This window comes from Bradyrhizobium paxllaeri (assembly GCF_001693515.2).
GTDB classification, from domain to species: Bacteria; Pseudomonadota; Alphaproteobacteria; order Rhizobiales; family Xanthobacteraceae; genus Bradyrhizobium; species Bradyrhizobium paxllaeri.
This window is the reverse complement of record NZ_CP042968.1, coordinates 4,226,508-4,250,472: the sequence shown is the minus strand read 5'-3', so window position 1 is coordinate 4,250,472 and position 23,965 is coordinate 4,226,508. Positions and strand designations below refer to the sequence as shown.

23 protein-coding genes are annotated in these 23,965 nt (G+C 64.3%); 8 read left to right on the top strand and 15 right to left on the bottom strand.

Features of this window, described 5'->3' with window-relative positions; genetic code table 11:
• Positions 1–5: 5 nt before the first annotated feature.
• Genes LMTR21_RS20325 through LMTR21_RS20315 form a run of 3 tightly spaced genes read right to left on the bottom strand, consistent with a single transcriptional unit; the run spans position 6 to position 3,760 of the window.
• A complete protein-coding gene (locus tag LMTR21_RS20325) occupies positions 6–1,517 on the bottom strand; it encodes an amino acid ABC transporter permease (RefSeq protein WP_065756336.1) in 1,512 nt (503 codons plus the stop codon).
• Positions 1,514–2,719 (bottom strand): amino acid ABC transporter permease, encoded by a 1,206-nt coding sequence (locus tag LMTR21_RS20320; RefSeq protein WP_065756199.1) that lies wholly within the window; start codon positions 2,717–2,719, stop codon positions 1,514–1,516. Before LMTR21_RS20320 ends, LMTR21_RS20325 begins: the two co-directional genes overlap by 4 nt.
• A 24-nt stretch (positions 2,720–2,743) precedes the next feature.
• Positions 2,744–3,760, bottom strand: a complete 1,017-nt coding sequence (locus LMTR21_RS20315) for an amino acid ABC transporter substrate-binding protein (RefSeq protein ID WP_065756200.1) — start codon at positions 3,758–3,760, stop codon at positions 2,744–2,746.
• A gap of 336 nt (positions 3,761–4,096) precedes the next feature.
• Here LMTR21_RS20315 and metC point away from each other — a divergent pair, with 336 nt between their 5' ends.
• Entirely contained in the window at positions 4,097–5,290 is a 1,194-nt protein-coding gene (metC, locus tag LMTR21_RS20310) for a cystathionine beta-lyase (protein ID WP_065756201.1), read from the top strand.
• 10 nt (positions 5,291–5,300) lie between these two features.
• Here the strand turns inward: metC and LMTR21_RS20305 are convergent, their stop codons facing one another.
• The 6 genes from LMTR21_RS20305 to LMTR21_RS20280 are packed head-to-tail and all read right to left on the bottom strand — an operon-like array spanning position 5,301 to position 11,468.
• A complete protein-coding gene (locus LMTR21_RS20305) occupies positions 5,301–6,332 on the bottom strand; it encodes a 4-hydroxythreonine-4-phosphate dehydrogenase PdxA (RefSeq protein ID WP_065756202.1) in 1,032 nt (343 codons plus the stop codon).
• On the bottom strand, positions 6,329–7,855 hold the full coding sequence (locus tag LMTR21_RS20300) for a tripartite tricarboxylate transporter permease (RefSeq protein ID WP_065756203.1): 1,527 nt from the start codon (positions 7,853–7,855) through the stop codon (positions 6,329–6,331). Before LMTR21_RS20300 ends, LMTR21_RS20305 begins: the two co-directional genes overlap by 4 nt.
• Before the next feature lie 11 nt (positions 7,856–7,866).
• Positions 7,867–8,349 carry a tripartite tricarboxylate transporter TctB family protein gene (locus LMTR21_RS20295; RefSeq protein WP_065756204.1) on the bottom strand — a complete coding sequence of 161 codons (483 nt, stop codon included), beginning with the start codon at positions 8,347–8,349 and terminating at the stop codon, positions 7,867–7,869.
• Positions 8,350–8,360: 11 nt separating this feature from the next.
• Positions 8,361–9,353 (bottom strand): Bug family tripartite tricarboxylate transporter substrate binding protein, encoded by a 993-nt coding sequence (locus LMTR21_RS20290; protein ID WP_065756205.1) that lies wholly within the window; start codon positions 9,351–9,353, stop codon positions 8,361–8,363.
• A gap of 52 nt (positions 9,354–9,405) precedes the next feature.
• A complete protein-coding gene (locus LMTR21_RS20285) occupies positions 9,406–10,659 on the bottom strand; it encodes a CaiB/BaiF CoA transferase family protein (RefSeq protein ID WP_065756206.1) in 1,254 nt (417 codons plus the stop codon).
• 8 nt (positions 10,660–10,667) lie between these two features.
• Complete coding sequence (locus LMTR21_RS20280) at positions 10,668–11,468, bottom strand: enoyl-CoA hydratase/isomerase family protein (RefSeq protein ID WP_065756207.1); 801 nt, start codon at positions 11,466–11,468, stop codon at positions 10,668–10,670.
• Between the two features lie 122 nt (positions 11,469–11,590).
• Between LMTR21_RS20280 and LMTR21_RS20275 the strand changes: the two genes are divergently transcribed.
• From LMTR21_RS20275 to LMTR21_RS20255, 5 genes are all read left to right on the top strand, one after another.
• The gene (locus tag LMTR21_RS20275) at positions 11,591–12,253 is read left to right on the top strand and encodes a GntR family transcriptional regulator (protein ID WP_065756208.1); all 663 of its coding nucleotides are present in this window, start codon (positions 11,591–11,593) and stop codon (positions 12,251–12,253) included.
• A gap of 284 nt (positions 12,254–12,537) precedes the next feature.
• Positions 12,538–13,335, top strand: coding sequence for a Flp pilus assembly protein CpaB (gene cpaB, locus LMTR21_RS20270; protein ID WP_065756209.1), 798 nt, complete (start codon positions 12,538–12,540; stop codon positions 13,333–13,335).
• A 17-nt stretch (positions 13,336–13,352) separates the two neighbouring features.
• Positions 13,353–14,810: a type II and III secretion system protein family protein gene (locus LMTR21_RS20265; RefSeq protein WP_187399147.1), complete on the top strand. Its 1,458-nt coding sequence runs from the start codon at positions 13,353–13,355 to the stop codon at positions 14,808–14,810.
• Positions 14,811–14,851: 41 nt separating this feature from the next.
• Positions 14,852–15,595, top strand: a complete 744-nt coding sequence (locus tag LMTR21_RS20260; RefSeq protein WP_065756211.1) for a CpaD family pilus assembly protein — start codon at positions 14,852–14,854, stop codon at positions 15,593–15,595.
• Positions 15,592–16,869 (top strand): CpaE/TadZ family protein, encoded by a 1,278-nt coding sequence (locus LMTR21_RS20255; RefSeq protein ID WP_065756212.1) that lies wholly within the window; start codon positions 15,592–15,594, stop codon positions 16,867–16,869. The genes LMTR21_RS20260 and LMTR21_RS20255 overlap by 4 nt, the downstream gene beginning before the upstream one ends.
• A gap of 101 nt (positions 16,870–16,970) precedes the next feature.
• Here LMTR21_RS20255 and LMTR21_RS20250 read toward each other — a convergent pair whose 3' ends face one another.
• Both LMTR21_RS20250 and LMTR21_RS41470 read right to left on the bottom strand, forming a co-directional pair.
• Entirely contained in the window at positions 16,971–17,798 is an 828-nt protein-coding gene (locus LMTR21_RS20250; protein ID WP_065756213.1) for a tetratricopeptide repeat protein, read from the bottom strand.
• Between the two features lie 154 nt (positions 17,799–17,952).
• On the bottom strand, positions 17,953–18,081 hold the full coding sequence (locus LMTR21_RS41470; protein ID WP_283813491.1) for a hypothetical protein: 129 nt from the start codon (positions 18,079–18,081) through the stop codon (positions 17,953–17,955).
• On the opposite strand from LMTR21_RS41470, the gene LMTR21_RS40915 reads away from it, so the two are divergent.
• Both LMTR21_RS40915 and LMTR21_RS20245 read left to right on the top strand, forming a co-directional pair.
• Positions 18,071–18,427 carry a hypothetical protein gene (locus LMTR21_RS40915; RefSeq protein ID WP_246173938.1) on the top strand — a complete coding sequence of 119 codons (357 nt, stop codon included), beginning with the start codon at positions 18,071–18,073 and terminating at the stop codon, positions 18,425–18,427. The genes LMTR21_RS41470 and LMTR21_RS40915 overlap by 11 nt on opposite strands.
• Before the next feature lie 59 nt (positions 18,428–18,486).
• Positions 18,487–20,172 carry a Na/Pi cotransporter family protein gene (locus LMTR21_RS20245; protein ID WP_065756215.1) on the top strand — a complete coding sequence of 562 codons (1,686 nt, stop codon included), beginning with the start codon at positions 18,487–18,489 and terminating at the stop codon, positions 20,170–20,172.
• 3 nt (positions 20,173–20,175) lie between these two features.
• On the opposite strand, the gene LMTR21_RS20240 is transcribed toward LMTR21_RS20245, so the two are convergent.
• The 4 genes from LMTR21_RS20240 to LMTR21_RS20225 form a co-directional block, all read right to left on the bottom strand.
• A complete protein-coding gene (locus LMTR21_RS20240; protein ID WP_065756216.1) occupies positions 20,176–20,514 on the bottom strand; it encodes a lipid-A-disaccharide synthase N-terminal domain-containing protein in 339 nt (112 codons plus the stop codon).
• Positions 20,514–21,257, bottom strand: a complete 744-nt coding sequence (locus LMTR21_RS20235) for a glycosyltransferase family 2 protein (RefSeq protein ID WP_065756217.1) — start codon at positions 21,255–21,257, stop codon at positions 20,514–20,516. Before LMTR21_RS20235 ends, LMTR21_RS20240 begins: the two co-directional genes overlap by 1 nt.
• 71 nt (positions 21,258–21,328) lie before the next feature.
• Positions 21,329–22,174, bottom strand: coding sequence for a phosphatase PAP2 family protein (locus LMTR21_RS20230; protein WP_065756218.1), 846 nt, complete (start codon positions 22,172–22,174; stop codon positions 21,329–21,331).
• Position 22,175: 1 nt separating this feature from the next.
• A complete protein-coding gene (locus LMTR21_RS20225) occupies positions 22,176–23,918 on the bottom strand; it encodes an ArnT family glycosyltransferase (RefSeq protein WP_065756219.1) in 1,743 nt (580 codons plus the stop codon).
• Positions 23,919–23,965 lie beyond the last annotated feature (47 nt).

Sequence of the window (23,965 nt, the reverse complement as noted above, 5' to 3'; positions counted from 1 at the left end):
TCTACTCAGTTGCGACGATGGGCGTTCAGCCGGTTCTCGACAAACAGCGAGTAACGCGACATCCCGAAACAGAAGACGAAATAGATGATCCCGGTGAAGGCAAAGCCGGTGAACAGCGTCGTCGGCGTCGACCAGACCGGGTCGCTGAAGGAAGCCCTGAGCTGGCCGAGCAGATCGAACAGTGCGACGATCGAGACCAGCGAGGTATCCTTGAACAGCGCGATGAAGCTGTTGACGAGGCCGGGGATGACGTGGCGGAGCGCCTGCGGCATCACGATCAGCGCCGTGGTCTTGGTCCACGACAGGCCGAGCGCGCTCGCCGCTTCCGCCTGCCCGCGCGGGATCGCCGCCAGGCCGCCGCGGATGACCTCGGCCTGGTAGGCGCCGGCGAACAGCGCGATGCCGATCAGGGCGCGCATCAGCCCGTCGATGGTGAAGCCGGTCGGAACGAACAGCGGCAGCATATAGGTGGCGAAGAACAGAACGGTGATCAGCGGCACGCCGCGCCAGAACTCGATAAAGGCAATCGAGAAAATCCGGATCAGCGGAATGGTCGAGCGACGCCCGAGCGCCAGCGCGATGCCGACCGGCATCGAGGCGACGATGCCGACGACCGACACCACCAGCGTCACCAGCAGGCCGCCCCACAGCCTTGTATCCACCTCCGGAAGCCCGCCACGGTCGAGCCCCATCACTGCGATGACGGCGGCAATACCGACAAAGATCGCAAGCGTGGTGGCCACGGCGCGCACGCCACCGGTCAGCCAGAACAGCAGCGCCGACACGATCACGGCGGTCGCCGCGAGATCGGCCCAGACCGGACGTCCGTAGGCCTGGATCTGGTCACGCAGCCAGGTCAGCGGCAGAAGTATCCAGCTCACCACGGTGCTCAGCAGCACCAATAGCTTGCCGATCACCCACAGCAGCGGTCCGATGACGGCCGTGGCCTCGCCTGAGGTCACCAGCTTCCGGCCACCCTCGCCGATACTGTCGTTGAAGCCGGAAAGAAGCCCGGCCGTCCAGCTCACGCCGAAGCCGCCGAGCCCGCCGCCGCGCAGCAGGAAGAAGGCCACGACGGGAAGCGCTACGAAGAACAGGATGGCGTTCGGACCCTTTCCCGGCAAACGCGGAATCAGTAGCGGCACCAAGAGGATCGCAGCAAGAGCGAAAGTCAGATTGACGCGCCAGCGCTCCGGCTCCGGATAGAAGCCGTAGATGAATTGCGAGAACTTGGCCTGAATGAAGGGCCAGCAGGCGCCGACCACATCGTTCGGATTCTTCGGCAGGCAGGCGGTGCGGTCCGTGCCGGTCCAGACCGCGTCGATGAACGCGAATCTTATGGCGGGAACGACGATGACCCACAGCAGCAACGCGCTGACGATCGTGATCAGGATGTTGGTCGGGGAATTGAACAGCCGCGTGCGCAGGAAGCCGATGAAGCCGGTGGTCTTCACCGGCGCCGGCCGCTCCGGCACCAGATCCTGGCGGACGAAATTGGATGCGGTGGTGTCGCTCATCCGCCCATGCTCCGGCTGATGCGCCATCCATAGAAACTCATGATCGCGCTGGTGACCAGCGAGATCAGGAGATAGACGCCCATGGTGATACCGATGATTTCAATCGCCTGCCCGGTCTGGCTCAGCGTGGTTCCGGCGAACACGGAGACCAGGTCGGGATAGCCGATCGCGACCGCCAGCGAGGAGTTCTTGGTCAGGTTAAGATACTGGTTGGTCAGCGGCGGCAGGATCACGCGCAGGGCTTGCGGGATCACGATCAACCGCAGCACCGAGCCGCGCTGCAGTCCGAGCGAGGAGCCGGCTTCCATCTGGCCCTTGTGCACGGAGAGAATGCCCGCGCGCACGATCTCGGCGATGAAGGCCGCCGTGTAGGTCGATAGCGCCAGCGTCAGCGCCACGAATTCCGGGATGAGGCGCGAGCCGCCGGCGAAATTGAAGCCCTTGAGCACCGGCACCTCCCACGTAACGGGGATACCGAAGATCAGCATGCTGATGAGCGGCAGGCCGATGATCATGCCAAGCGCGTAGGGCCAGACCTTGATCACCCTGCCGCTCTGGAAGAGCTGACGGCGCGCATATCGCCACAGTGCGATCGTGGCCACGATCGCAACCAGCAGGGCGACGACGAAGGGCTCGAACCCCGCCTGTCCGACAGGCTTCGGAACGACCAGGCCGCGATTGCTGAGAAAGATGCTGTCGAAGATCGAAATGCTCTGCCGCGGATTGGGCAAGGCAGCGAGCACCGCGAGATACCAGAACAGGATCTGGAACAGCAGCGGCAGATTGCGGATCAGTTCGACATAGCCGCCCGCGATCCGCGACAGTAGCCAGTTCGGTGACAACCGGCCGAGTGCGACGAGGAATCCGATCACGGTGGCAAAGAAGATGCCGATCACCGAGACCAGCAATGTGTTCAGCAAGCCGACCACAAAGACGCGCGTGTAGGGATCGGACCCCGAATACGGGATCAGGCTCTGGCTGACGTCAAAGCCGGCATTGTTGGCAAGGAAACCAAAGCCCGCGGTGATCCGCTGCGCCTGCAGGTTGGCGCGGGCATTGGCGACGATCTCATAGGAGATCCAGGCGAGCGCGGCGACGAACAGGAGCTGGAGCACGAAGCCGCTCCAGCCTGCCCGGCCGCCCAGCGCCCGCTGCAGCCTGGGAAGTAGCTGCGATGGTGGTTTTCGGGGTTCGATGGCCATCGCCGCAGCCCCTCTCGCTGGCGCTTAGCGGATCGGCGGGGCGTACTGGATACCGCCCTTGCTCCAGAGGTTGTTGAGGCCGCGGGCGATGCCGAGCTTGGAGCCTGCGCCGACGTTACGCTCGAAGGATTCGCCGTAGTTGCCGGTAGCCTTCACGATCCGCACCATCCAGTCCTTGGTCAGGCCGAGTTGCTCACCCAGATTGCCGTCGGTGCCGACCGCGCGCTTGACCTCGGGTTTGTCGGACTTGGCCATCTCGTCGATGTTCTTCTGGGTCATGCCGAGCTCTTCAGCGCCGACCATCGCGTAAAGCGTCCATTTCACGACGTCGAACCACTGGTCGTCGCCATGGCGAACCATCGGTCCCAGCGGCTCCTTCGAGATCACTTCGGGCAGCACGACGTGATCGGCGGGATTGGCGACCTTCAGGCGCTCGGCGTAGAGCTGGGAGACGTCTGATGTGAAGACGTCGCAGCGGCCGGACTCGTAGGCCTTGACGGTTTCGTCGGCGGTCGCGAATGCGATCACCTCATACTTCATATTGTTGCCCTTGAAGTAGTCGGCGAGGTTCTGCTCGGTCGTGGTGCCAGTCTGCACGCAGACGGAAGCGCTGTTCAGCTCCAGCGCCGAATTCACCTTCAGCGACTTCTTCACCAGAAAACCCTGGCCGTCATAATAGGTCACGCCGGTGAAGTTGGCGCCGAGCGAGGTATCGCGCGACAGCGTCCAGGTGGTGTTGCGGGACAGCACGTCGATTTCGCCCGACTGCAATGCGGTAAAACGGTCCTTGGCCGACAGCGGCACGAACTTGATCTTGGTGGCGTCGTTGAAGATGGCGGCGGCGATCGCCCGGCAGATGTCGACGTCGAGGCCGGTCCAGTTACCCTTGTCGTCCGGCGACGAGAAGCCCGGCAGGCCCTGGCTGACCCCGCAGGACAGCATGCCGCGGTCCTTGACCGTCTTGAGGGTTTGCGCCGAGGCGGCCTGGGCCGACAGACCGGCGGCTAGGGCAAAGGTGACAACCAGAGATACGCGTTTCATGGGCTAGGCCTTTCAAGGGGACGTCCGGAGATTCTTTTTTAGGCAACGCCTGACGTTGTGGGGCCAACCCGCTGATCCCTCGCTGAAAAGCGTCATCGTGACCGTGCATTTGACATGCCAATCCGGTCAGGCGCTGGATCAGGTATCGCGGCAGGCCCCTCAACTTGCAGCGACTGTTAGTTGGTTCGCATCTCAGAACGACTAGCGTGCCGGGTCAAGGGGTTGACTGCCGTCTTCTGTGTCTTGTTATTAAGTCGCCGGCCCCGATCCGCCGCCCGGCGCTATTTTCGCGATCAAGTTGCGGCTGCGGCATAACGTCTTGGATAATGCAAACGCATGAGCTTTTCGAACGACGGCCCGTCCAATCCGCAAAAAGCCGAAACCAGGCTGGTTACTGCCGGCCGCGATACCAAGGGGCAAAGGGGCTTCGTGAACCCGGCGGTCTTCCACGGCTCCACCGTGCTCTATCCGACCGCCGAGGACCTGCATGCCCACCGCGCCGAATTCACCTACGGGCGCCACGGCAGCCCGACCACGCGGGCGCTGCAGGACGTGCTGATGTCGCTGGAGGGCCCGCAATGCGCCGGTGTCGGCCTGGTGCCGTCGGGCCTTGCCGCCATCAGCACCACCCTGCTCTCGGTCCTGAAGGCCGGCGACCATCTGCTGGTGACCGACAATGTCTACCGGCCCACGCGCAATTTCTGTAACGGCATGCTGGCCCGCTACGGCGTCGAGGTCACCTATTTCGATCCGCTGATCGGCGCCGGAATCGAAAAACTGTTCAAGCCGAACACCAAGGCGGTGCTGGTCGAGGCGCCCGGCTCGCAGTCGTTCGAAATGAGCGACATCCCCGCCATCGCCGCCGTCGCACATGCGAGGGACGCGCTCGTCATCGACGACAACACCTGGGCGACCGCGCTGTTTCACCGCTCGCTCGACCAGGGCGTCGACATCAGCATGCAAGCGGCCACCAAATATATCGGCGGCCATTCCGACATCATGTTCGGCACGATCTCGGCGAACGCGAAGGCGTGGCCGCTGATCGCCGAGGGCATCCGCCTGCTCGGCGTCTGCGCCGGGCCCGACGACGTATTCCTGGCGCTGCGCGGCGCCCGCACGCTCTCGGTGCGGCTCGCGCACCACTACCGCTCCGGCCTGGAAATGGCGCGCTGGCTCGCCAGCCGGCCGGAAGTCCTGCAGGTCCTGCATCCGGCGCTCGAAAGCCATCCGGGCCATGCGATCTGGAAGCGCGACTTCACCGGCGCCTCCGGCCTGTTCAGCATTGTCCTGAAGCCGGTGCCGCAGCAGGCGGTCGACACCCTGCTCAATACGGTCAGGCTGTTCGGCATGGGCTTTTCGTGGGGCGGCTTCGAAAGCCTCATCATCCCGTTCGACTGCAATGAGTATCGCACCGCAACCAAATGGTCGCCCGGCGGACCGACGCTACGGCTGCATATCGGCCTCGAGAACGTCGACGATCTCAAGGCCGATCTCGAGCGCGGCTTTGCGGCACTGAAAGCCGTTACCTAAACCGGGGCGCTCACGCCGCCCGATTCCCTACCCTGGCAGCGCCAGCCATCTCGGCCGCGAGCAACAAGGCCGCCCGGCTGGCGCCGACCGAGGCGACGCCCTGGCCTGCGATGTCATAGGCCGTGCCGTGGGCCGGCGTGCAGATCGGAAACGGGAAGCCGCCCAGGATCGTCACCCCGCGATCGAAGCCCATCAGCTTCATCGCGATCTGGCCCTGGTCGTGATACATGGTCAGCACCGCATCGAAGGCGCCGTTCCTGGCGCGCAGGAAAACCGTATCCGCCGGAAACGGCCCTTCCGCCGCGATACCTTCGGCCCGGCCGGCCATGACCGCGGGTTCGATCACATCGATCTCCTCGCGGCCGAAATTGCCGCCATCGCCGGCATGAGGGTTCAGCCCGGCCACGGCGATGCGAGGCTCGGCAAAACCGGCCCGTCGCATGCAGGCATCGGTCAGGTTCAGCGCACGATGAATACGCTCGACTGTCAGCCGCGAGGCGACGTCCTTGAGGGGGATGTGCGAGGTGACGCGGGCATTCCAGAGCCGGTCGAGCACGTTGAATTCGCTGGCCGGCGTTTTCAGGCCGGCGATCTCGGCGGAGAATGCAATCTCGTCATCATACTCTGCGCGCGCCAGCCGCATCGCCTTCTTGTTGAACGGCGTGAAGCAGACCGCATCCGCCTGCCCGTCGCGCGCCAGCGTCAGCGCGCGGCGGTAATTCTCCAGCGCGAACGCGCCGCCGGCCTGGCTCGCGACACCGCGTTCGATGGTGGCGGGATCGAGATGGCCGAGATCCATGAACGCGGCATCACCGCCGATTGTTTTGGGGTCCGCCGACGGCGTTACATTTGGCAGGTCGCTTTCGACGCCGGCCACGCGCGCGCCCTCATCGAAAACACGGCGGTCCCCGATCACGATCAGGCGCGCGCGGGAACGGATTTCGCCGAGGCAGGCGAGCTTGGCGGTCAGCTCCGGGCTGATGCCGGCGGGGTCTCCCATCGCCAGCGCGATCAGCGGCTTGCCGGGACTTTGCACGTTCATATGATTCTCACCTTCTCCTGAGCTGATACGTCCGGCTTTCGCAACAGACGCACGATCTGCAGGGCGAGCGGAAGCAGCAGCAAAGCCATCCCGGCCAGAACGAGGGTCGTCACCAGCCCGTTCGCAAAGAATATTCCGAGCGATCCCTTGGACATCAGCATGGCCTGCCGGAACGCGTCCTCGGCCTTGTCGCCGATCACGATCGCCAGCACCAATGGGGCCAACGGATAGTGCAGCTTCTTGAAGAGATAGCCGACGACGCCGAAGCCGAGCATCAGCACGACGTCGAGATATGAGTTGGAGACCGAATAGGCGCCGACGACACATATGATGACGATCAGGGGCGCGATGACGGCAAACGGAATCCGCATCAGGGCGGCGAACACAGGAACCGTGAGCAGCACCAGCGCCACCGCGACGATGTTGCCGACATACATCGAGGCGATCAGCCCCCAGACGAAATCCTTCTGATCGACGAACAGCATCGGTCCGGGGTTCAATCCCCAGATCATCAACCCGCCCATCATGACGGCGGCCGTGGCGGAGCCGGGAATGCCTAGCGAGAGCATCGGCAACAGCGCGCTGGTGCCGGCGGCATGGTCGGCGGTCTCCGGCGCGACGATGCCCTCGGCCTCGCCGGTGCCGAAACGCGCGCCGTTGCGCGAGAAGCGCTTGGCGATGCCATAGCTCATGAAGGAGGCGGCGGTCGGGCCACCTGGCGTTATGCCCATCCAGCAGCCGATGGCGGCGCTGCGTAGCAACGCAACGCCATGGTGCGGCAGACGGCCGAGCGCCCGGAACACTTCCTTCCAATCGACCCGCGACGATACCGCGCGGGCCTGAAACTCCTCCTCGACCGCAATCAGCAACTCGCCGATGCCGAACAGCCCCATGACGGCAACGACGAAGCTGACGCCCTTGACCAGTTCGTCGATACCCATGGTGAGCCGCACGCTGCCGGAGACCGTATCGATGCCGATCGCGGCGATGGCAAAGCCGATCGCGAGCGCCACCACTGTCTTGATCGGCGCCGCGCCACCCATGCCGACGAAACTGGCAAAGGCGAGAAAATAGACCGCGAAGTATTCTGGCGGTCCGAAGGCGAGCGCCACCTGCGCCACCCAGGAGGCCAGAAACGTAATCAGGATCACGCCGACCAGCGCGCCAAACGCCGCCGAGCCGAAGGCGGTGGCCAGCGCCGTCGTCGGCCGGCCGTCGCGCGCCATCGGATAGCCGTCGAAGGTGGTGGCGACCGAGGAAGGTTCGCCGGGGATGTTGAACAGGATCGACGTCACCGAGCCGCCGAACAGCGCGCCCCAATACATACTCGACAGCAGGATGATTGCCGACACCGGCTGCATGCCGAAGGTCAACGGCAACAACAGCGACACCCCGTTGGGCGCACCAAGGCCCGGCAGCACGCCGACGAGAATGCCGAGCAGGACGCCGATCACCATCAGCGTCAAATGCGGAACGGTGACCGCGATGGTGAAGCCGTGCAGCAGCGATTGAAGGTTTTCCATCGCCCGCCCCTTCAGAAACCGAACGCGGCGGCGAGCGCGCCGTGCGGCAGCGACACCTGGAACATGCGCTCGAACACGACGTAGAGCGCCAGCGGCGTAACCGCGGCGATGACGAGCGCGCGCAAAACCGATTGTTGTTTCGGCAATGCCAGGACCGCAAAAACATAGCCCGCCGAGGCGAGATACATTCCGACCATTGGAATGACGGCAACGAAGATCGCGGCTGGAACGAACAATCCCGCGAGGCGACGCAACTCGGACGGCGTGACGGCCACCCTGACGATGAAGAGGGTGCCGCGTCCGAGCGCGCCCTGCCCCAGATTGTAGAGGCTGCCGAGCACGATGATCACCCCGGTCAGGAACGGAAACGTACCGGCATCGACGCCGGCGCTCGACCAGCCGATGCCGTTGTCGAGGCTGGACACGATGACCACCGCACCGAAGATTCCGGTCAGCACCGCGGCGGCTATCTCGAGCGCACGTCGAGAGATCATCGCGTCCTGCCCTACTTCACCAGCCAGCCCTGCTCGCCCGCGACCTGCTTGATATGTTCGAGATCCTGCTTGATGAAGTCGTTGAATGCGGTGCCGGTCAGGAAGGTATCAACCTGCGAGGTCTTCTCGATGTACTCCTTCCATTCAGGCGTCGCCTGCACCTTCTTCATGAGATCGACGTAATAGGCCGCCTGATCCGGGCTGACCTTGCCGGGCAGCCAGACTGTGCGCGGCTGCTCATATTGCGAAATCGCGAGCCCCTGCTCGACACAGGTCGGCACGTCGCTCCAGCCTTCCGATGTCGTGACTTTCGGCCCTTGCGGCAGCCGCTTCGGGCTGAAGGCACAGAGCGGGCGCTGGGTGCTGCCGCGCCATTGCCCGAGGCTTTCGGAGGGGTTGTTGACGTGCGCATCGATATGGCCGCCGGCCAGTTGCACGGCAGCCTCGGCGCCGCTCTTGAAGGGGATGTAGGTGAATTTGACGTGCGCCGCCTTTTCGATCATCCGCGTCAGCACCTCGTCGGTGTCCTTGGACTGGGCGCCGCCCATCTTGAACTCGGTCGCGGCGGCCGCCTTGAGAAAATCGCCCGCAGTCTTGTAGGGCGCATCCTGTTTCACCCAGAGCAGGAACTCGTCCTGCGCCATCGCCGCGATGGGCGTGAGATCGGTGTAGTTGAAGGCGACCTTGGAGACGAGCGGCTGCTGCCATGCGTTCGAGGTGCCGAAGATTACCTTATAAGGATCGCCGGCGGACGCCTTGCCGTAGACATAGCCTTCCGCCCCGCTGCCGCCGCCCTTGTTGACGACGACGACCGGCTGGTCGGTCATCTTGTATTTGGTGATGATGCTCTGCACGGCGCGGGCGAGATTGTCGGTGCCACCGCCCGGCCCGGCGGTGGCGACGAACTCGATCGGCTTCTGCGGCTGCCAGGCAGCATCGGCCGGAAGCGCGCCCGCGAGCATGAACGCTGCCGTGGACAGCAGCAGCTTTGACGTGATCTTCATGGCTTCCTCCCGGTAGGCAGTTTTTGTTGTCGTTGATATTCTCGTTTTCTCGTCAGGCGACCTGTTCCTTGCGATCGACTGATGCGGCGACGATCGCGCCCTCCCGCTCGAACGCGTCGATCTCTGCCTGATCAAAACCATGCTCGCGCAGCACCTCGCGCGTATGCTCGCCATAAACAGGCGCGCCCGAACGCACCTTGCCGGGCGTCGCCGAGAACTTGACCGGCAATCCGATCGTCTTCACCGGCCCGAGCGTCGAATGTTCGACCTCGACCACCATGTCGCGCGCGAGCGTCTGCGGATCGTTCAGCGCTTCCAGCATGTCGTGCACGGGGCCGCACGGCACGCCCTTCTCGTCGAGTGCCGCCAGCCAATGCGCCCGCGTCTGCGTTCGGAAGCGCCGGCTCAGTTCGGCTTCGAGCTCCTTCAGGTTCGCCATCCGGTCGGAGCCGTTGACGAAGCGCGGGTCGGAAGCCAGTTCCAGCGCGCCAAGCGCTTCCAGCATCAACAGCCAATGCTTCTTGTTGGCGCCGCCGACCACGAGCCAGCCGTCGGATGCCTCGAACGCCTGATACGGCGCGTTGAGCGGATGAGCCGAGCCCATGGCGCGCGGCGCCACATTGCTGGCGAGCGCAATGGTCGACTGCCAGTAGGTCTGGACCAGCGCCGCCTCGTAGAGCGAGGTCTCCACCCATTGCCCTTCGCCGGTTTTGAGCCGATGCGAATAGGCGGCAAGGATCCCCATGCTGGCCAGCAGTCCGGCGGTGATATCTGATAGCGGCGGGCCGCATTTGACCGGCGGCCCGTCCGGCCGTTCGCCCGTGAAGCTCATGATGCCGCTCATCGCTTGCGCAACCAGATCGAAGCCGCGGCGATGCTTGTACGGGCCGGTGCGGCCGAAGCCGGACAGCGAGCAATAGATCAGCGCCGGAAATTCCCGGTGTAGTTCCTGATAGCCAAAGCCGAGCCGCTCCATCGCGCCCGGCGCGAAATTCTCGACCAGCACGTCGGCGCCCGCGATCAGCCGCCGCAGCACTTCCTTGCCGCCTGCGGTTTTCAGGTCGAGCACGATGCCGCGCTTGTTGCGGTTCATCATCAGGAACGAGGCCGCCTCGTCGCCGATCTTCGGCGGCACTGAGTGCCGCGTGTCGTCGCCGTTCGGCCATTTCTCGATCTTGATGACGTCGGCGCCCATGTCGGCGAGCATCAGCGTGCAGGTCGGCCCCGCCATCACATGGGTGAGATCGATGACCTTGAGGCCGGCGAGCGGCCCCGAAGGCGGCGTGGTGTCGTCATGAAGGGACATGCGGGCTCCTATTGGCCACGCCATTGCGGCGCGCGCTTGGTGAGAAACGCGTCGCGCCCTTCACGGAAATCCTGGCTGGTGTAGCACATCAGGATGAGGTCCTCGCCCTCGTCGCGCGTCAGCCGTTTCTGCAAGCGCGCAACCGCCTGCTTGGTCGCGCTCAGCGTCAGCGGCGCGTGGCCGGCAACGAGCCGCGCGATCTCGTCGGCGCGCTTGTCGAGCGCAGCCAGATCGTTGACCACTTCGTTGAGCAGGCCCAACGAGGCCGCCTCCTCGGCTTCGACCAGCCGTGCGGTGAAGATCAGATCCTTGACGCGCGCCGGACCGATCAACGCGGTGATGCGGCCGACATTCGACATCGACAGGCAATTGCCGAGCGTGCGCGCGATCGGAAACCCAATTCGCGTGCTTCGGGTGCCGATGCGCAGATCGCAGCAGGCCGCAATGCCCGCGCCGCCACCGGTGCAGGCGCCGTTGATGGCGGCAATGGTCGGCACCCGGCATGTTTCGAGAATGCCGAGGACGCGATCGATGCGGTTCTCATAATCGATCGCATCCTGCGGCGTCTTGAAGGCACGGAATTGGTTGATGTCGGTACCGGCCGCAAACGCCTTGTCGCCGGCGCCCCGCAGCAGCAGCACCTTGATCGCATGGTCGCGGTTGGCGCGTTCGCAGATCTCGGCCAGCCGCTCGTACATCTCGAAGGTGAAGGCGTTGCGCGCCTGTGGCCGGTTGAAGGTTACCCGGCCGATGCCGTCGTCGAGGGCAAACAGGAGGTCATCCTCCCGTACCGTTACGTCCTGATCCATCCCGACGGCCTTTCTTAATTGATTTTTACCATTCTGAATGCAAAATTAGGCTTTATCAAGCTAGAATTGACGAAATGCCGGTGATATAGCCATTTTTGCATTCAAATTGGATCTTTTGACCGATGCTGCATGAGGAAGTCGTCGGCCGCGTACGCGCCATGCTGCTCGATGGCGAGATCCCGCCCGGCGCGCGGATTCCCGAGCGCGACCTCTGTGAAAAGCTGCAGATCTCGCGCACGCCGCTGCGCGAAGCCCTCAAGGTGCTTGCCGCCGAGGGCCTGGTCCAGTTGCTGCCGAACCGCGGCTCGCGCGCGGCGAGACTGACCGACAAGGACATGCGCGATCTGTTCGAGGTGTGCCAGGGGCTCGAAGCCCTGGCCGGCGAACTCGCCTGCGAGCGCATCACGGATGCCGAGATCGCCGGCGTCGCCGATGCGCATGCCGCGATGGTGCGGCACTACGGAGATCGCGATCTGTTGCAGTACTATCGCTGCAACCGCTTCATCCACGAGGCGATCATCACGGCTGCCGGCAACCCGGTGCTGTCAGGCCTGTATGAATCCGTCACCGCCCGCATTCGCCGTGCACGTTACGTCACGCCGATGACGCCGCGGCGCTGGGCGCTGGCTGTGCAGGAGCACGAAGCGATCCTCAACGCCCTGCAACGCCGCGACGGCGTCGGGCTGTCGCATATCCTGCGCGCGCATCTGCGCCACAAGCGCGAAGAGGTCTTGCAGGCCGGCTTCGCGGAAACCGCACCTCTCGAACAAACTCGCGCATCATAGCTGCGTCAGGCCTGAGGCCTGATCGCAAGCACACGTCCATCCACATTGATGAGTTCGACCGGTAGCGCGCGCCCGCACTGAGCGGCTGTCCGGGTTTTTGCGGGAAGCAGCCTTCTCCTGAACGATAACCAGTCGTTCACCATGACCGTGAATCCCGCCCCTGCGATCGGCCAAATCGGTCACCCCTCAAGTTCCCTTATACCTTTGATGCCTAGTCATGGCCTTCGGGGACCTTCACTGCCGTGCCGTTGGGGCGTCCCGGCGTAAGAGTAGATCGTAAGCGTATGAACATCGCACGTCTCGTCGTTCTGGCCATCGCACTGAGTGCAGGCGGTGTCGCCGCCTATCTCGCCCGTGGCACCGAAGACAAATCGCAACCGCCGGCCGAACCGGTCGCCAATTTGCCGACAGTGGAAATTCTGGTCGCGAAGTCCGACATCGGGCTCGGCCAGGCAGTCAAGCCCGAGGACCTGCAATGGCAGGCCTGGCCGGCCGCGACCGCCAACAGCAACATGATCGATCGCGCGAGCAAGGCCGAGGCCATCAATGAATTCGCCGGCTCGATCGCGCGCAACCCGTTCTTCGCTGGCGAACCGATCCGCGAACAGAAACTGGTCAAGGCCAACGGCTCCGGCTTCATGGCAGCCATCCTGCCGACCGGCATGCGCGCACTCTCGACCGAGATCTCGCCGGAAACCGGCGCCGGTGGCTTCATCCTACCCAACGACCGCGTCGACGTCATCCTCTCCAGGCGCGAGAAGAATCCGGACGGCAAGGGAGGCGACGTCATCCAGTCGGACATCATTCTCTCCAACATCCGCGTGCTCGCGATCGATCAGGCGCCAAAGGAAAAAGAGGGCATGAACTCCCTCGTCGGCCGCACCGTCACGCTCGAACTGAAGCCCGAGCAGGCCGAGACGATGGCGCGGGCGCGCCAGAGCGGCACGCTGTCGCTTGCGCTGCGCAGCATCACCGATGCCAATGCGGCCGAAGGCCGTACCGACGAACAGACTCAAAAACGAAAAGAGAGCGTCTCCGTGGTTCGCTACGGAGTCTCTAGTCAAACGACGGCACAGAAGTGACCGAAAGGACGGCTGAGATGAAGTTTGGGGTAAGTCAGTCAGCGATGCGAACCGTGGCGGCGCGCGCACTGTTATTGTCGGCCGTCGCCACGCTGGCGCTCGGGCCGTTGCTGCCCGTGGTCGCAGCCGAAACCGAGAAGGATCCGGTAACGACTTCCGCCATCGGCCCGGTCAAGATGCGCTTCCTGGCGCTCGGCATCGGCAAGTCGGTGGTCGTTGACCTGCCGCGCGACGTCAAGGATGTGCTGGTCGCCGATCCGAAGATCGCCAATGCCGTCATTCGCTCCCCGCAACGCGCCTATATCATCGGCGGCGCCGTCGGCCAGACCAACGTGGTGTTCTTCGACGGCGACGGTCAGCAGATCGCTTCCTACGACATCGCGGTCAAGCGTGACCTCAACGGCGTGCGCGCCGCGCTGAAGCAGTCGCTACCGGGGATTCAGATCGAGGGCGTCGGCGACAGCGTGCTGCTGACCGGCTCGGTGTCGAGCCCGGTCGAAGCCCAGCAGGCCGGCGAGATCGCCGCGCGGCTGGTCGGCGGATCCGAGAAGGTCGTCAACTCGATCGTCGTTCGCGGCCGCGACCAGGTGATGTTGAAGGTCACTGTCGCGGAAGTTCGGCGGGATGTCGTCAAGCAGATGGGCATCGACCTCGGCGCCAAGTTCAACATCGGCAATACGAACGTGACCTTCAACAATGCCAATCCCTTCACGGCGAACAACGCGGCCCTCGTGCCCGGCAATGGCCTTATGCTGCAGGGCGGTTCGTCGGTCACGGCCGTGCTTCGCGCGATGGAGAAGGCCGGTGTTGTGAAGACGCTCGCCGAACCAAATCTGACAGCGATCTCCGGAGAATCCGCAACGTTTATCTCAGGCGGCGAATTTCCCATTCCGACCGGCGTGACCTGCAACACCAACGCAACGACTGGTGTCATCAGCGGGTGCATCCAGACAGTCGCTTTCAAGAAATTCGGCATCTCGCTCAACTTCACGCCGGTCGTACTCTCCGAGGGGCGGATCAGCCTGCGCGTGATGACGGAAGTGTCGGAAGTCTCGACCGAAAACGCCCTGACCGGCGGCCAGAATGGAACGACCATTCCCTCGATCAAGACCCGCCGCGCCGAGACCACGCTGGAAATACCCTCCGGCGGCTCGATGGCGATGGCCGGCCTGATCCAGGAGCAGACCAAGCAGGCCATCAACGGCCTGCCGGGACTCGATCAGTTGCCGGTTCTGGGCCAGTTGTTCCGCAGCCAGGACTTCATCGACAACCAGACCGAACTGATGGTGCTGGTGACGCCCTATGTCGTGCGTGCGGTCGCGCAGAAAGAATTGTCGCGCCCCGATGACGGCTTCGCGCCGGCATCCGATTCCCAGTCTGCGCTGCTCGGGCGCATCAACCGCATCTACGGTGTCGCCGCCCGCGTCGACCCCGTTGCCGGCGTCCAGGGCAATTTCGGCTTCATCATCGATTGAAATTCAGAACTGTTCAACGCGTGGGGACGAGGACAGAAACGATGACAACGAGAATACCGCTCCATCGCATCAGAGCCGCAGGGCTGCTTGGCGCCCTCCTCAGCCTTTCGGCGACACTCGGTGCCTGCACCTGGCAGTCCACGGAAGTCGTGACGACCGCGAGCGTTCCGGAAGATTACCGCCATCGCCATCCGATTGCGGTGACCGAAGCCAACCAATCGATCGTCGTGTTCGTCGGCCGTGGCCGCGGCGGCCTCTCCGGGCCGCAGCGCGCCGACGTCATGGGACTCGCGCAAACCTGGACGCGCGAAGGGACCGGCGCAATCATCGCCGATGTTCCAATCGACACGGCGAACGCACGCGCGGCTGCGGCGTCGTATCAGGAAATCCGGTCCGTGCTGATGGCGGGCGGCGTGCCCTCGCGCGCTATCTCGTTGCGTCACTACTATCCCGACGATCCCCGCACATTGCCGACGATCAGGCTGAGTTATCCGAAGATCAGGGCGGTGGCCGGTCCTTGCGGCCTGTGGCCGCAAGACCTCGGGCCGAACATCGATAACGTCGGCTACAACGAAAACCGCTCCTATCACAATTTCGGCTGCGCCACCCAGCGCAACCTCGCCGCGATGATCGACAATCCCGCCGATCTCGAACAGCCGCGTCCCGAGAGCCCCGCTTATACATCGCGGCGCAACATCGCCTTTGACAAATACCGCAAGGGCACGGCGACCGAGACCACCTATCCCGAATCCGACAAGGCCAAACTCAGCGATACAGGCAAATGATCAGCCGCGTCTTTCAAAAATCCGACGATCAACTGGACGAAACGCCGGCGCAGCCCGAGGAATACATCTCGCCGGCGCCACGCGTATCGGTGCAGGCCTTCTGCGCCAGCGTCGCCATCGCGACGGCGGTGCGCGCGGCGAGCGAAGACCGCCGTCTCGGCAAGGCCCACCTTTCGGTTCACATGGGCGGCATTGCCGCCGCCATCGAGGCTTACCACACGGCACCGACGCCGAACGTGATCCTGCTGGAGAGCGATCCCGGCACCGACATTCTCGAAGGGCTCGATGAACTCGCCTCCGTGTGCGACGCCGGAACGCGCGTCGTCGTGATCGGCAGTGCCAACGACATGACGCCCTATCGCGAGCTGGTGCGGCGCGGCGTCAGCGACTACGTGACCGGACCGATCGGGCCGATCGACGTCGTGCGTGCGATATGCGGCCTTTACGCGGCCTCCGAAGCCGTCGCGGTCGGCCGTATCGTTGCGGTCGTCGGCGCCAAGGGCGGCGTCGGCGCATCCACCGTCGCGCATAACGTCGCCTGGGCGATCGCGCGCGATCTTGCGCTCGACTCCGTCGTGATCGATCTCGACCTCGCCTTCGGCACCGCCAGCCTCGATTACAACCAGGACCCGGTTCAGGGCATCGCCAACGCGGTCTTCCAGCAGGAGCGGCCGGACTCCGCCTTCATGGAGCGTCTGCTGGCGAAATGCACCGACCGCCTCAACCTGCTGGCGGCGCCGGCGACGCTGGATCAGGTCTACGATTTCGGCGCCGATGCATTCGACGCGATCTTCGATACGATGCGCATGACGACCCCCTGCATCGTGCTAGACGTGCCGCATCAATGGTCGGCATGGACCAAGCGCACGCTGGTCGGCGCGGACGACATTCTGATCGTCGCCGAACCCGATCTGGCCAACATGCGCAACACCAAGAACATGCTGAACGTCCTGAAGGCGGCGCGGCCTAACGACCGGCCGCCACTCTATTGCCTTAACCAGGTCGGCATGCACAAGCGTCCGGAGATCACCACACGCGAATTCGCCAAGGCGATCGAGAGCCAGCCGATCGCCGCCATTCCGTTCGATTCGAAGATGTTCGGCACCGCCGCCAATAACGGCCAGATGATCGCGCAGATCTCAGCCAAGCATCGCACCACCCAGATGTTCCTGCAGATTGCGCAGCGCATGACGGGCCATGCCGTGACCAAGCGGACGTCATTGCTGGCGCCGCTGCTCAAGAAGCTTCAGGGCGCGACAGCCCGCAGGGCTTGAGCAAGCAACGGCGTTCAGCGGGCCTGCCCGCTGACACCGATAGCCATTCAAACGAAATGGATTGCCTCGATCGGTTCTGATTCAATCAGAACCGATCGAGGTCAGTCGGTGCGCCCGGCCGCGGCGATTGGCATCTTGTCGGCCTCGGCGCGCGCGTTTTCCCTGTCCTTCCGCGCCAGCAATCGCTTCAATTGCGTGACGTTGGCGGCGGCCTCGGCCGGCGGCAGATCGGCCTTCACGATCTTTTCCGCTTCGGCGAAATTGCCCTGCAGGCCGACTGCCAGCGCCAGGTTGGCGCGCACGCGCTGATCGTTCCCCGCAAGCCTGGAGGCACGGCGCAGCGTCTCCTCCGCCTTGGCGAGATCCTTCGAAAGCACGTAGGACAGGCCCAGGTTGGACAGCACCGAGGGATGATCGGGCGCGATCTTCAGCGCGCTCGCGTAATACTGCCGCGCCTCTTCGTAGCGACCGAGTTGATCGAGCGTGGCGCCCTGCGCCGAGAGCAGCCGCCAATCGGGATCATCGGGGCTGTGGGCGCGGCCGAGCACGTCGAAGGCCTCCTGAAAATTGCCGTTGTCCGCCAGCGCGCGGCCATAGGCGGCGAGCAGCGGCTTGTTGCCGGGATTGGCGATGGAGGCCTGTTCGAGCACCGCAACCGCCTGCGACCGCTGTCCCGTCGCGCGCAGCGCCTTGCCGTATTTCAGCGCCGCATCGGCATCCTTGGGATTGGCGCGATAGCGTTCCTGATAGACCTCGATGTCGCGGCGTGGATCGGTGGCGCGAGCGGTGTCGGCCTTTTCGTCGATCGAGCCGGTGATATCAGACAGTCCCGAGGTCTGGCAGCCGCCGATCCCCAGCGCCAGAGCCAGGATGGATGCGCAGGCGAGATGCCGCGCGACGCGGGGCGGATAGGATGACTTCTGGACCATGTAGCGGGACTCACGGCGGGAACTGTCCAGCAGTGTTCCCAGCTTAACCCTAAATTCAGGTTAAACCCGCCTGCATTTGCGGTAATCAATCACCATTGACGGGCCCTGGCCCCGCGGCCCATGCGCTCCTGCCCCGAACCGCCTGCAGGGCAACCTAGTCGAGGAATTGCGCGCCGAGTTCGCAGCCGATCCGCCAGGCCAACCGGCACTGACGCGGCCGGCCTTCCGAGAAAATCACCGTGAATTCGGGCGGGATTTCGGGATATTCGGCGATGATCTTCACGCCGCCATCGGACATGTCCGTAATCATGCAGTCGCGCGGCAATCCGCCGGTCGCGAACTGTATTTTTGCAAAATTTCTGCACGCACGACGTACGCTTGCGCGGCGATTCGCTGCCAACATGTCCACCCTGGCCCTTGCTCGATGTGATTCACTCGAAGGTGGATCAGCTTTACCGAAGAATTGTTGGAATTGGCCTAGCGCGGCGGCGCGCAATGTAATCGATATGTTCGAAATCCATTTACCGAACCCGGCGCCGCTCGCCGACAGCGGAGCCGTCGAACCATCGGTTAACCCCGCCCGCGGCCACGCCGCTGCATCGCAATTTTCGGCAAATTTAAAGGGTTGATCCCCCCTCGTTAGGCGATAGCCTGATCGCTCGACTCGATTTGGCGGAAACTTGAGCGCATGGGAAGTCTCGTTCTTCTCGATCTGATGGGCGGCGTGGCGTTGCTGCTGTGGGGCCTGCATATGGTCCACAGCGGGATCCTGCGCGCTTTCGGGGCGAACCTGCGCCTGCTGCTGGCAAAGGCCCTCAGCAATCGTTTCTCCGCCTTCGGCGCCGGCCTCGGCCTGACCGCGCTGCTGCAGAGCAGCACCGCAACCGCGCTGATCACGAGTTCGTTTACGTCGGAGGGACTCGTCAGCCTGGTCCCTGCTCTCGCCATCATGCTCGGCGCCAATGTCGGCACCACGCTGATCGTGCAGATCCTGTCGTTCAACATCGCCGCCGTCGCGCCCGTGCTGTTCATCATCGGCCTGGTCGCCTTCCGCAGCGGGCCGCGCTCGCGCATCAAGGATATCGGCCGCGTCTTCATCGGGCTCGGCCTGATGCTGCTGGCGCTGCACATCCTGCTCAACACGCTGGCGCCGGCGGAGAATGCGCCGGGCGTTCGCGTGTTCATGAACGCCATCACCGGCGATCCCGTGCTCTGCATCCTGTTCGCCGCGATCGTGACCTGGCTGGTGCATTCGTCGGTCGCCAGCGTGCTGCTGATCATGTCGCTGGCCTATGCGCATTTCATCATGCCCTATGCGGCGCTGGCGCTCGTGCTGGGGGCCAATCTCGGCAGCGCCATCAATCCGATGGTCGAGGGCGCGCGCCGCGACAATCCCGCGAGCTATCGGCTTCCGCTCGGCAACCTCGCCAACCGGCTCATCGGCATCCTGGTGGTAGCGCCGTTCCTGCAGCCGATCGTGGATCACCTGACCGCGTGGCAGCCGGATGCCGCCAAGGCAACCGCTTTGTTCCACATCGCCTTCAACGTCGTGACCGCTCTTGTCTTCATCGGCCTGCTAGACGTCATGGCGCGGCTGTTGAAGAAGCTGCTGCCCGAGCGCGTCAAGGAGGCGGATGCGCTGGGGCCGCGCTATCTCGACGAGAGCGCGCTGGAGACGCCCTCGCTCGCGCTGGCGGATGCCGCCCGCGAGGCGCTGCATATGGGCGATCACGTCGAGATCATGCTGCGCAAGGTGATGGCGGCGATGATGACCAACGACCGCGCGCTGGTCGACGAGGTCTCGCGGATGGACAACAGCGTCGACAGCCTCGACGAGGCGATCAAGCTCTATGTCACCAAGCTCACCCGCGGCAGCCTCGACGAGCGCGAAGGGCAGCGGGCGATGGAGATCGTCTCCTTCGCCATCAACCTCGAGCATATCGGCGACATCATCGATAAAAATCTCAGCGAACTCGCCACCAAGAAGATCAAGCGGCGGTTCCAGTTCTCTCCTGAAGGTGCCGAGGAGCTCTCCGCCTTTCACAAGCGGACGATGGATTCGCTTCGGATCGCGTTCGGGGTGTTCATGTCGGGCGACCTCAACGAGGCGCGAAAGCTGCTGGCCGAAAAGGCCGCGCTGCGCAACGCGGAGCTTGCGGCCACCGAACGGCACCTCGACCGTTTGCGCGAGGGCCGGCCTGAGACCATCGAGACCACATCGCTTCATCTCGACGTGTTGCGCGACCTCAGGCGCATCCACTCGCATATCTGCTCGGTGGCCTATCCCGTGCTGGACGCCGCCGGCGAACTCGCCGCCCATCGCAGCGCCGAGAGCGAATTGGCCGCGCTGCCCGCGACGGCGCCGACCCGCTGACCGTCAGCGATCCAGCGTCTTCGACGCCTTGCCGCGATGCCTGACGATCAGCATGATGTTTCTGATGTAGATGATGGTGGCCGCCGCCTGGCCGATGATGATCACCGGCTCACGCTTGGCGATGCCGTAGACCAGCGTCATCAGTCCGCCTCCCATCGAGAAGAACCAGAACGCGATCGGTATCACGCTTCGTCCGGCGCGCTCGCTCGAGATCCACTGCACCAGGAAGCGCGCCGTGAACAGCAATTGCGCGACCAGCCCGAAGGCCAGCCAGAAGTCGAACTTGGCGACGAAGACGTCATAGAGATAGTCGCCGAGCGCAGCGCCGTATTGAATCAGCATCAGAGAACCTCGGTCGCTACGGGCGTCGTCTTCTTGCGGCGGATCAGCCACCACACGCCGGCGAGATCCATGATCCCGATCCATAACCGGTCAAGGAAGCCGTAATTGGATACGCCGGAATGGCGCGGGCGGTCGATCACGTCCACGTAAGCGATATCGAAGCCTTCGCGGCGTACCAGTGCCGGCAGGAACCGGTGTAGCCCGTCGAAATAGGGCATCGAGAGGAACACCTCGCGCGGGAATGCCTTCAGTCCGCAGCCGGTGTCGCGGGTGCCGTCGCGCAGGATCGAGTTGCGCACGCCATTGGCAATCCGCGACTGCAGCTTCTTGAAACCGGTGTCCTTGCGCCCGACCCGCTGACCGGCGGCAAGGCCGATGCGCCCGCCGCCTTTTTCGACCGCCGCGATCAGGTCCGGCAGGAACGCCGGGTTGTTCTGTCCGTCGCCATCCAGCGTCGCCACGATGGCGCCGCGCGCGGCACGCACCCCGCTGCGCACCGCCGCCGATTGCCCTGATGAGGCGGCGTGCTTCAGTTGCCGGAGCTGCGGGTGCTGCTTCATCAGCGCCGCCAGCCGGTCGGCAGTCGCATCCGTCGAACCGTCATTGACGTAAATGATCTCATAGGCCCAGCGGCTGCCGAGCGCGCCGACGATTTCCGCAATCAGCGGCGCGACGTTATCAGCCTCGTTGCGCACCGGCACAACGATTGAAACGGCGACCGCAGCTCTGTCGGCAGGTGTCAAATCGGTACTCGTCTGGTTGGTTTGGAAGACCCCGGAACCGGGCGTATCGGGCCGTCAGGCGGCGTCCGCTTTTATGGGGCCAAAGCGCCCCGGGCAACCCTTTTGAGGCGCCCCGAGGAGGGCCCGACAAGGGACACGATGCTGCCGTCGCGCTGGATCGCAAATCCGAGCCGGCGGGCCGCGAACCAGTATCGCACGAACATCGCGCCGATGATGCCGACCAGGGCGCCGGCCACGACGTCGCTCGGATGATGGGCCAGCAGCACCAGACGGGTCGCCGCGATGATCACGGCGTAGACGGCCATCGCATGGCGCGCCTGGGGCCAGACCACCGACACGGCGAAAGCGAGCGCAAAGGCGGTCGTGGCGTGGCCGGACGGGAAGCTGTAATAGGCCGGATTGCCCGCGAAGTGCGAGAAGTGGAACGCGTTGGCCTCGCCGCCGACAAACGGCCGGCCGCGGCCGACGCTATATTTCAGCACTTCGGTGACCAGACTGGACACGGCGACGGCGCAGAAGATGAACTGCAGCCGTGTTCCCAGGCCAAGCAGCAGCGAGCGGCGGACACCATGCATGGCAGGAGCTGCGATCGCGACCGCGATCAGCGATATTCCCAGCGCCGCCAGCACATATTCGTCCTTGCCGAAATCGGTGAGAATGCGGACCCACCACAGCGAGGGTGTGCCGCGCTTCGGCATCTGGCTGATTTCCCACGCGTCGATCACGTACATCAGCACGATGATCGCAGCACCGAGACCCGCCGACAGCCACAGCACGTGCCGCGCCGCGCGGCGGGCGGCTTCGGCCCGGCGCGAATGCGACGGAGACCGCACGAGCTGCGCCAGTGACAGCCACGTCAGCGTGGCGAAGCGCGAAAGATAGTTCCTGGAATCGACGACAGCAGGGCTCGCGGGCATCTTATTCCGTACCTTCCGAGCGGAAGATGGCGATCGAGATCGCCTTGCCCTGCGAGATGTTATAGCCTTCGATCCGCTTCGCCACATTGTAGCGCAGCCCGATCGCTTCGGCACGCTGGACGAAGGCGCGTTCGGTGCGCGATTCTACCAGCGCGAAGCGGCAACTGCCCTGCCCCAGGAAATCGGCCGCGCCAGATCCATCGGTGAGCAGCGTGCTGGTGCCGACCATGAAGACGAGGCTCGGCTCGTGGAAGCCGGCTGCCGCGGACTTCGGCCCGACGCAGACCACGTTGCGAAGCGCGCGCGCAACCTCGGCGCTCGGAAACATCGCGGTCAACGACGGCATTACGATGCCGTAGATGGCGACCGCCAGAAACATCGCGGCGACCACGGCATTCAACAGCGAGCGCTCGGCGCGGCTGTCTTCGAACATCCACCACGCGATCAGGCCGAAGATCATCGCCGCCGCCAGGAACGGCCAGGCGGGAAACGCCGGGTAATGCGTCAGCTTGATCGCGCCGATGACGGCGATCACGGCTGCCCCCACGGGAACGACGAACCACCAGGCGGCGCCGCGCCTCAACCAGGACCGCGACAGCACGCGGCGCTCCAGCGCGCCGGCAGTGAGGATCGCAATCGCCGGATAAAGCGGCAGCACGTAATGCGGCAGCTTGGTCAACACCGCCTCGAACACGATCCATGACGGGACCAGCCACGCCAAGAGATATTGCGCGCCGGGCTCGCGCCGCGCCCGCCATACCGCCGGCGCCGCCATTCCCGCCAGCGCCGCGCCCGGCCAGAACGTGACCCAGAACAACAGCAGATAGAGGCCCGGCGGCGCGCCGTGGGATTCCTGCGCGCCGATCTTGCTCAGCATGTCGCCGCCGAGCGAATTGGAGAAGAACGCCTCGCCCGCGCGCCAGAAGATCGCAACGAACCAGGGTAGCACCAGCACCAGCGTCCACATCAGGCCCCAGACCAGGCGCAGCCGCCACAGCCACGCCGCCGAGCGATCCAGGATCGCGAGCGCCACGATCGTCAGGCCAACGAACATCAGGATCAACGGCCCCTTGAGCAGGATGCCGCCGGCCAGCGCCGTCCAGAAGATCGCGGGCGCCATCCACGGCGGATGCGCCGGGTCCTCGCCGCGCTGCCAGGACAGATAGACCCGCGCCATCGCCCCCATCGCGGCGACAACGGTCAACAGCAGCATCGCGTCGGTCTTGGCCAGCCGCGCTTCGGCGCCGAGCAGGACGGAGCTGCACATCATCAGTGCCGCTAGCGCCGCTCCGCGCCGCGTGACAAAGGCGAGCGCCGCCCAGTAGGTCAGGAGCACCGCGCCGATGGCGCCGATCAGCGAGGGAATCCGATAGAGCCAGATGCGCAACTGCGCGCGCGGCAGGCCGAGTGACGAGGCTGTCTCGACCACAGCCGCCTGCAGCCAATAGATACCGACCGGCTTCTTGTAGCGCACGTCATCCTGGAAGCGGATGTCGACGATGTCCCCGCTCTCGACCATCTGCTTGGTCGCCTGCGCAAACCGCGCCTCGTCGCGGTCGATTGCCGGGATGTTGAAGAAACCGGGCAGGAAAAGCACGAACCCACAGAGCACCAGAAACACGACGGCGCGAAAATGGTTGGCCGTGGCGAAGTCGAACACAAGGGCCAGCCTGCGGCCGGAATGCGCAGGTTTTACAGGCTGTTGGCCCGCTCCAAAGCGTGGGGGTTGGAAGGTTTCCACCATGCTGTTCGCATAGTATGAAACCGCACTGCAAACAACACCGCAGACCC

What these genes read in the sequence shown, in the direction of transcription:
- LMTR21_RS20325 (WP_065756336.1), bottom strand. Translation starts at nt 1,517, where the DNA reads ATGAGCGACACCACCGCATCCAATTTCGTCCGCCAGGATCTGGTGCCG.
- LMTR21_RS20255 (WP_065756212.1), top strand. Translation starts at nt 15,592, where the DNA reads ATGATCAGCCGCGTCTTTCAAAAATCCGACGATCAACTGGACGAAACG.
- LMTR21_RS40915 (WP_246173938.1), top strand. Translation starts at nt 18,071, where the DNA reads ATGATCTTCACGCCGCCATCGGACATGTCCGTAATCATGCAGTCGCGC.
- LMTR21_RS20225 (WP_065756219.1), bottom strand. Translation starts at nt 23,918, where the DNA reads ATGGTGGAAACCTTCCAACCCCCACGCTTTGGAGCGGGCCAACAGCCT.
- LMTR21_RS20295 (WP_065756204.1), bottom strand. Translation starts at nt 8,349, where the DNA reads ATGATCTCTCGACGTGCGCTCGAGATAGCCGCCGCGGTGCTGACCGGA.
- LMTR21_RS20305 (WP_065756202.1), bottom strand. Translation starts at nt 6,332, where the DNA reads ATGAACGTGCAAAGTCCCGGCAAGCCGCTGATCGCGCTGGCGATGGGA.
- LMTR21_RS20265 (WP_187399147.1), top strand. Translation starts at nt 13,353, where the DNA reads ATGAAGTTTGGGGTAAGTCAGTCAGCGATGCGAACCGTGGCGGCGCGC.
- LMTR21_RS20230 (WP_065756218.1), bottom strand. Translation starts at nt 22,174, where the DNA reads ATGCCCGCGAGCCCTGCTGTCGTCGATTCCAGGAACTATCTTTCGCGC.
- LMTR21_RS20245 (WP_065756215.1), top strand. Translation starts at nt 18,487, where the DNA reads ATGGGAAGTCTCGTTCTTCTCGATCTGATGGGCGGCGTGGCGTTGCTG.
- cpaB (WP_065756209.1), top strand. Translation starts at nt 12,538, where the DNA reads ATGAACATCGCACGTCTCGTCGTTCTGGCCATCGCACTGAGTGCAGGC.
- LMTR21_RS20290 (WP_065756205.1), bottom strand. Translation starts at nt 9,353, where the DNA reads ATGAAGATCACGTCAAAGCTGCTGCTGTCCACGGCAGCGTTCATGCTC.
- LMTR21_RS20315 (WP_065756200.1), bottom strand. Translation starts at nt 3,760, where the DNA reads ATGAAACGCGTATCTCTGGTTGTCACCTTTGCCCTAGCCGCCGGTCTG.
- metC (WP_065756201.1), top strand. Translation starts at nt 4,097, where the DNA reads ATGAGCTTTTCGAACGACGGCCCGTCCAATCCGCAAAAAGCCGAAACC.
- LMTR21_RS20250 (WP_065756213.1), bottom strand. Translation starts at nt 17,798, where the DNA reads ATGGTCCAGAAGTCATCCTATCCGCCCCGCGTCGCGCGGCATCTCGCC.
- LMTR21_RS20300 (WP_065756203.1), bottom strand. Translation starts at nt 7,855, where the DNA reads ATGGAAAACCTTCAATCGCTGCTGCACGGCTTCACCATCGCGGTCACC.
- LMTR21_RS20275 (WP_065756208.1), top strand. Translation starts at nt 11,591, where the DNA reads ATGCTGCATGAGGAAGTCGTCGGCCGCGTACGCGCCATGCTGCTCGAT.
- LMTR21_RS20280 (WP_065756207.1), bottom strand. Translation starts at nt 11,468, where the DNA reads ATGGATCAGGACGTAACGGTACGGGAGGATGACCTCCTGTTTGCCCTC.
- LMTR21_RS20285 (WP_065756206.1), bottom strand. Translation starts at nt 10,659, where the DNA reads ATGTCCCTTCATGACGACACCACGCCGCCTTCGGGGCCGCTCGCCGGC.
- LMTR21_RS20320 (WP_065756199.1), bottom strand. Translation starts at nt 2,719, where the DNA reads ATGGCCATCGAACCCCGAAAACCACCATCGCAGCTACTTCCCAGGCTG.
- LMTR21_RS20240 (WP_065756216.1), bottom strand. Translation starts at nt 20,514, where the DNA reads ATGCTGATTCAATACGGCGCTGCGCTCGGCGACTATCTCTATGACGTC.
- LMTR21_RS20260 (WP_065756211.1), top strand. Translation starts at nt 14,852, where the DNA reads ATGACAACGAGAATACCGCTCCATCGCATCAGAGCCGCAGGGCTGCTT.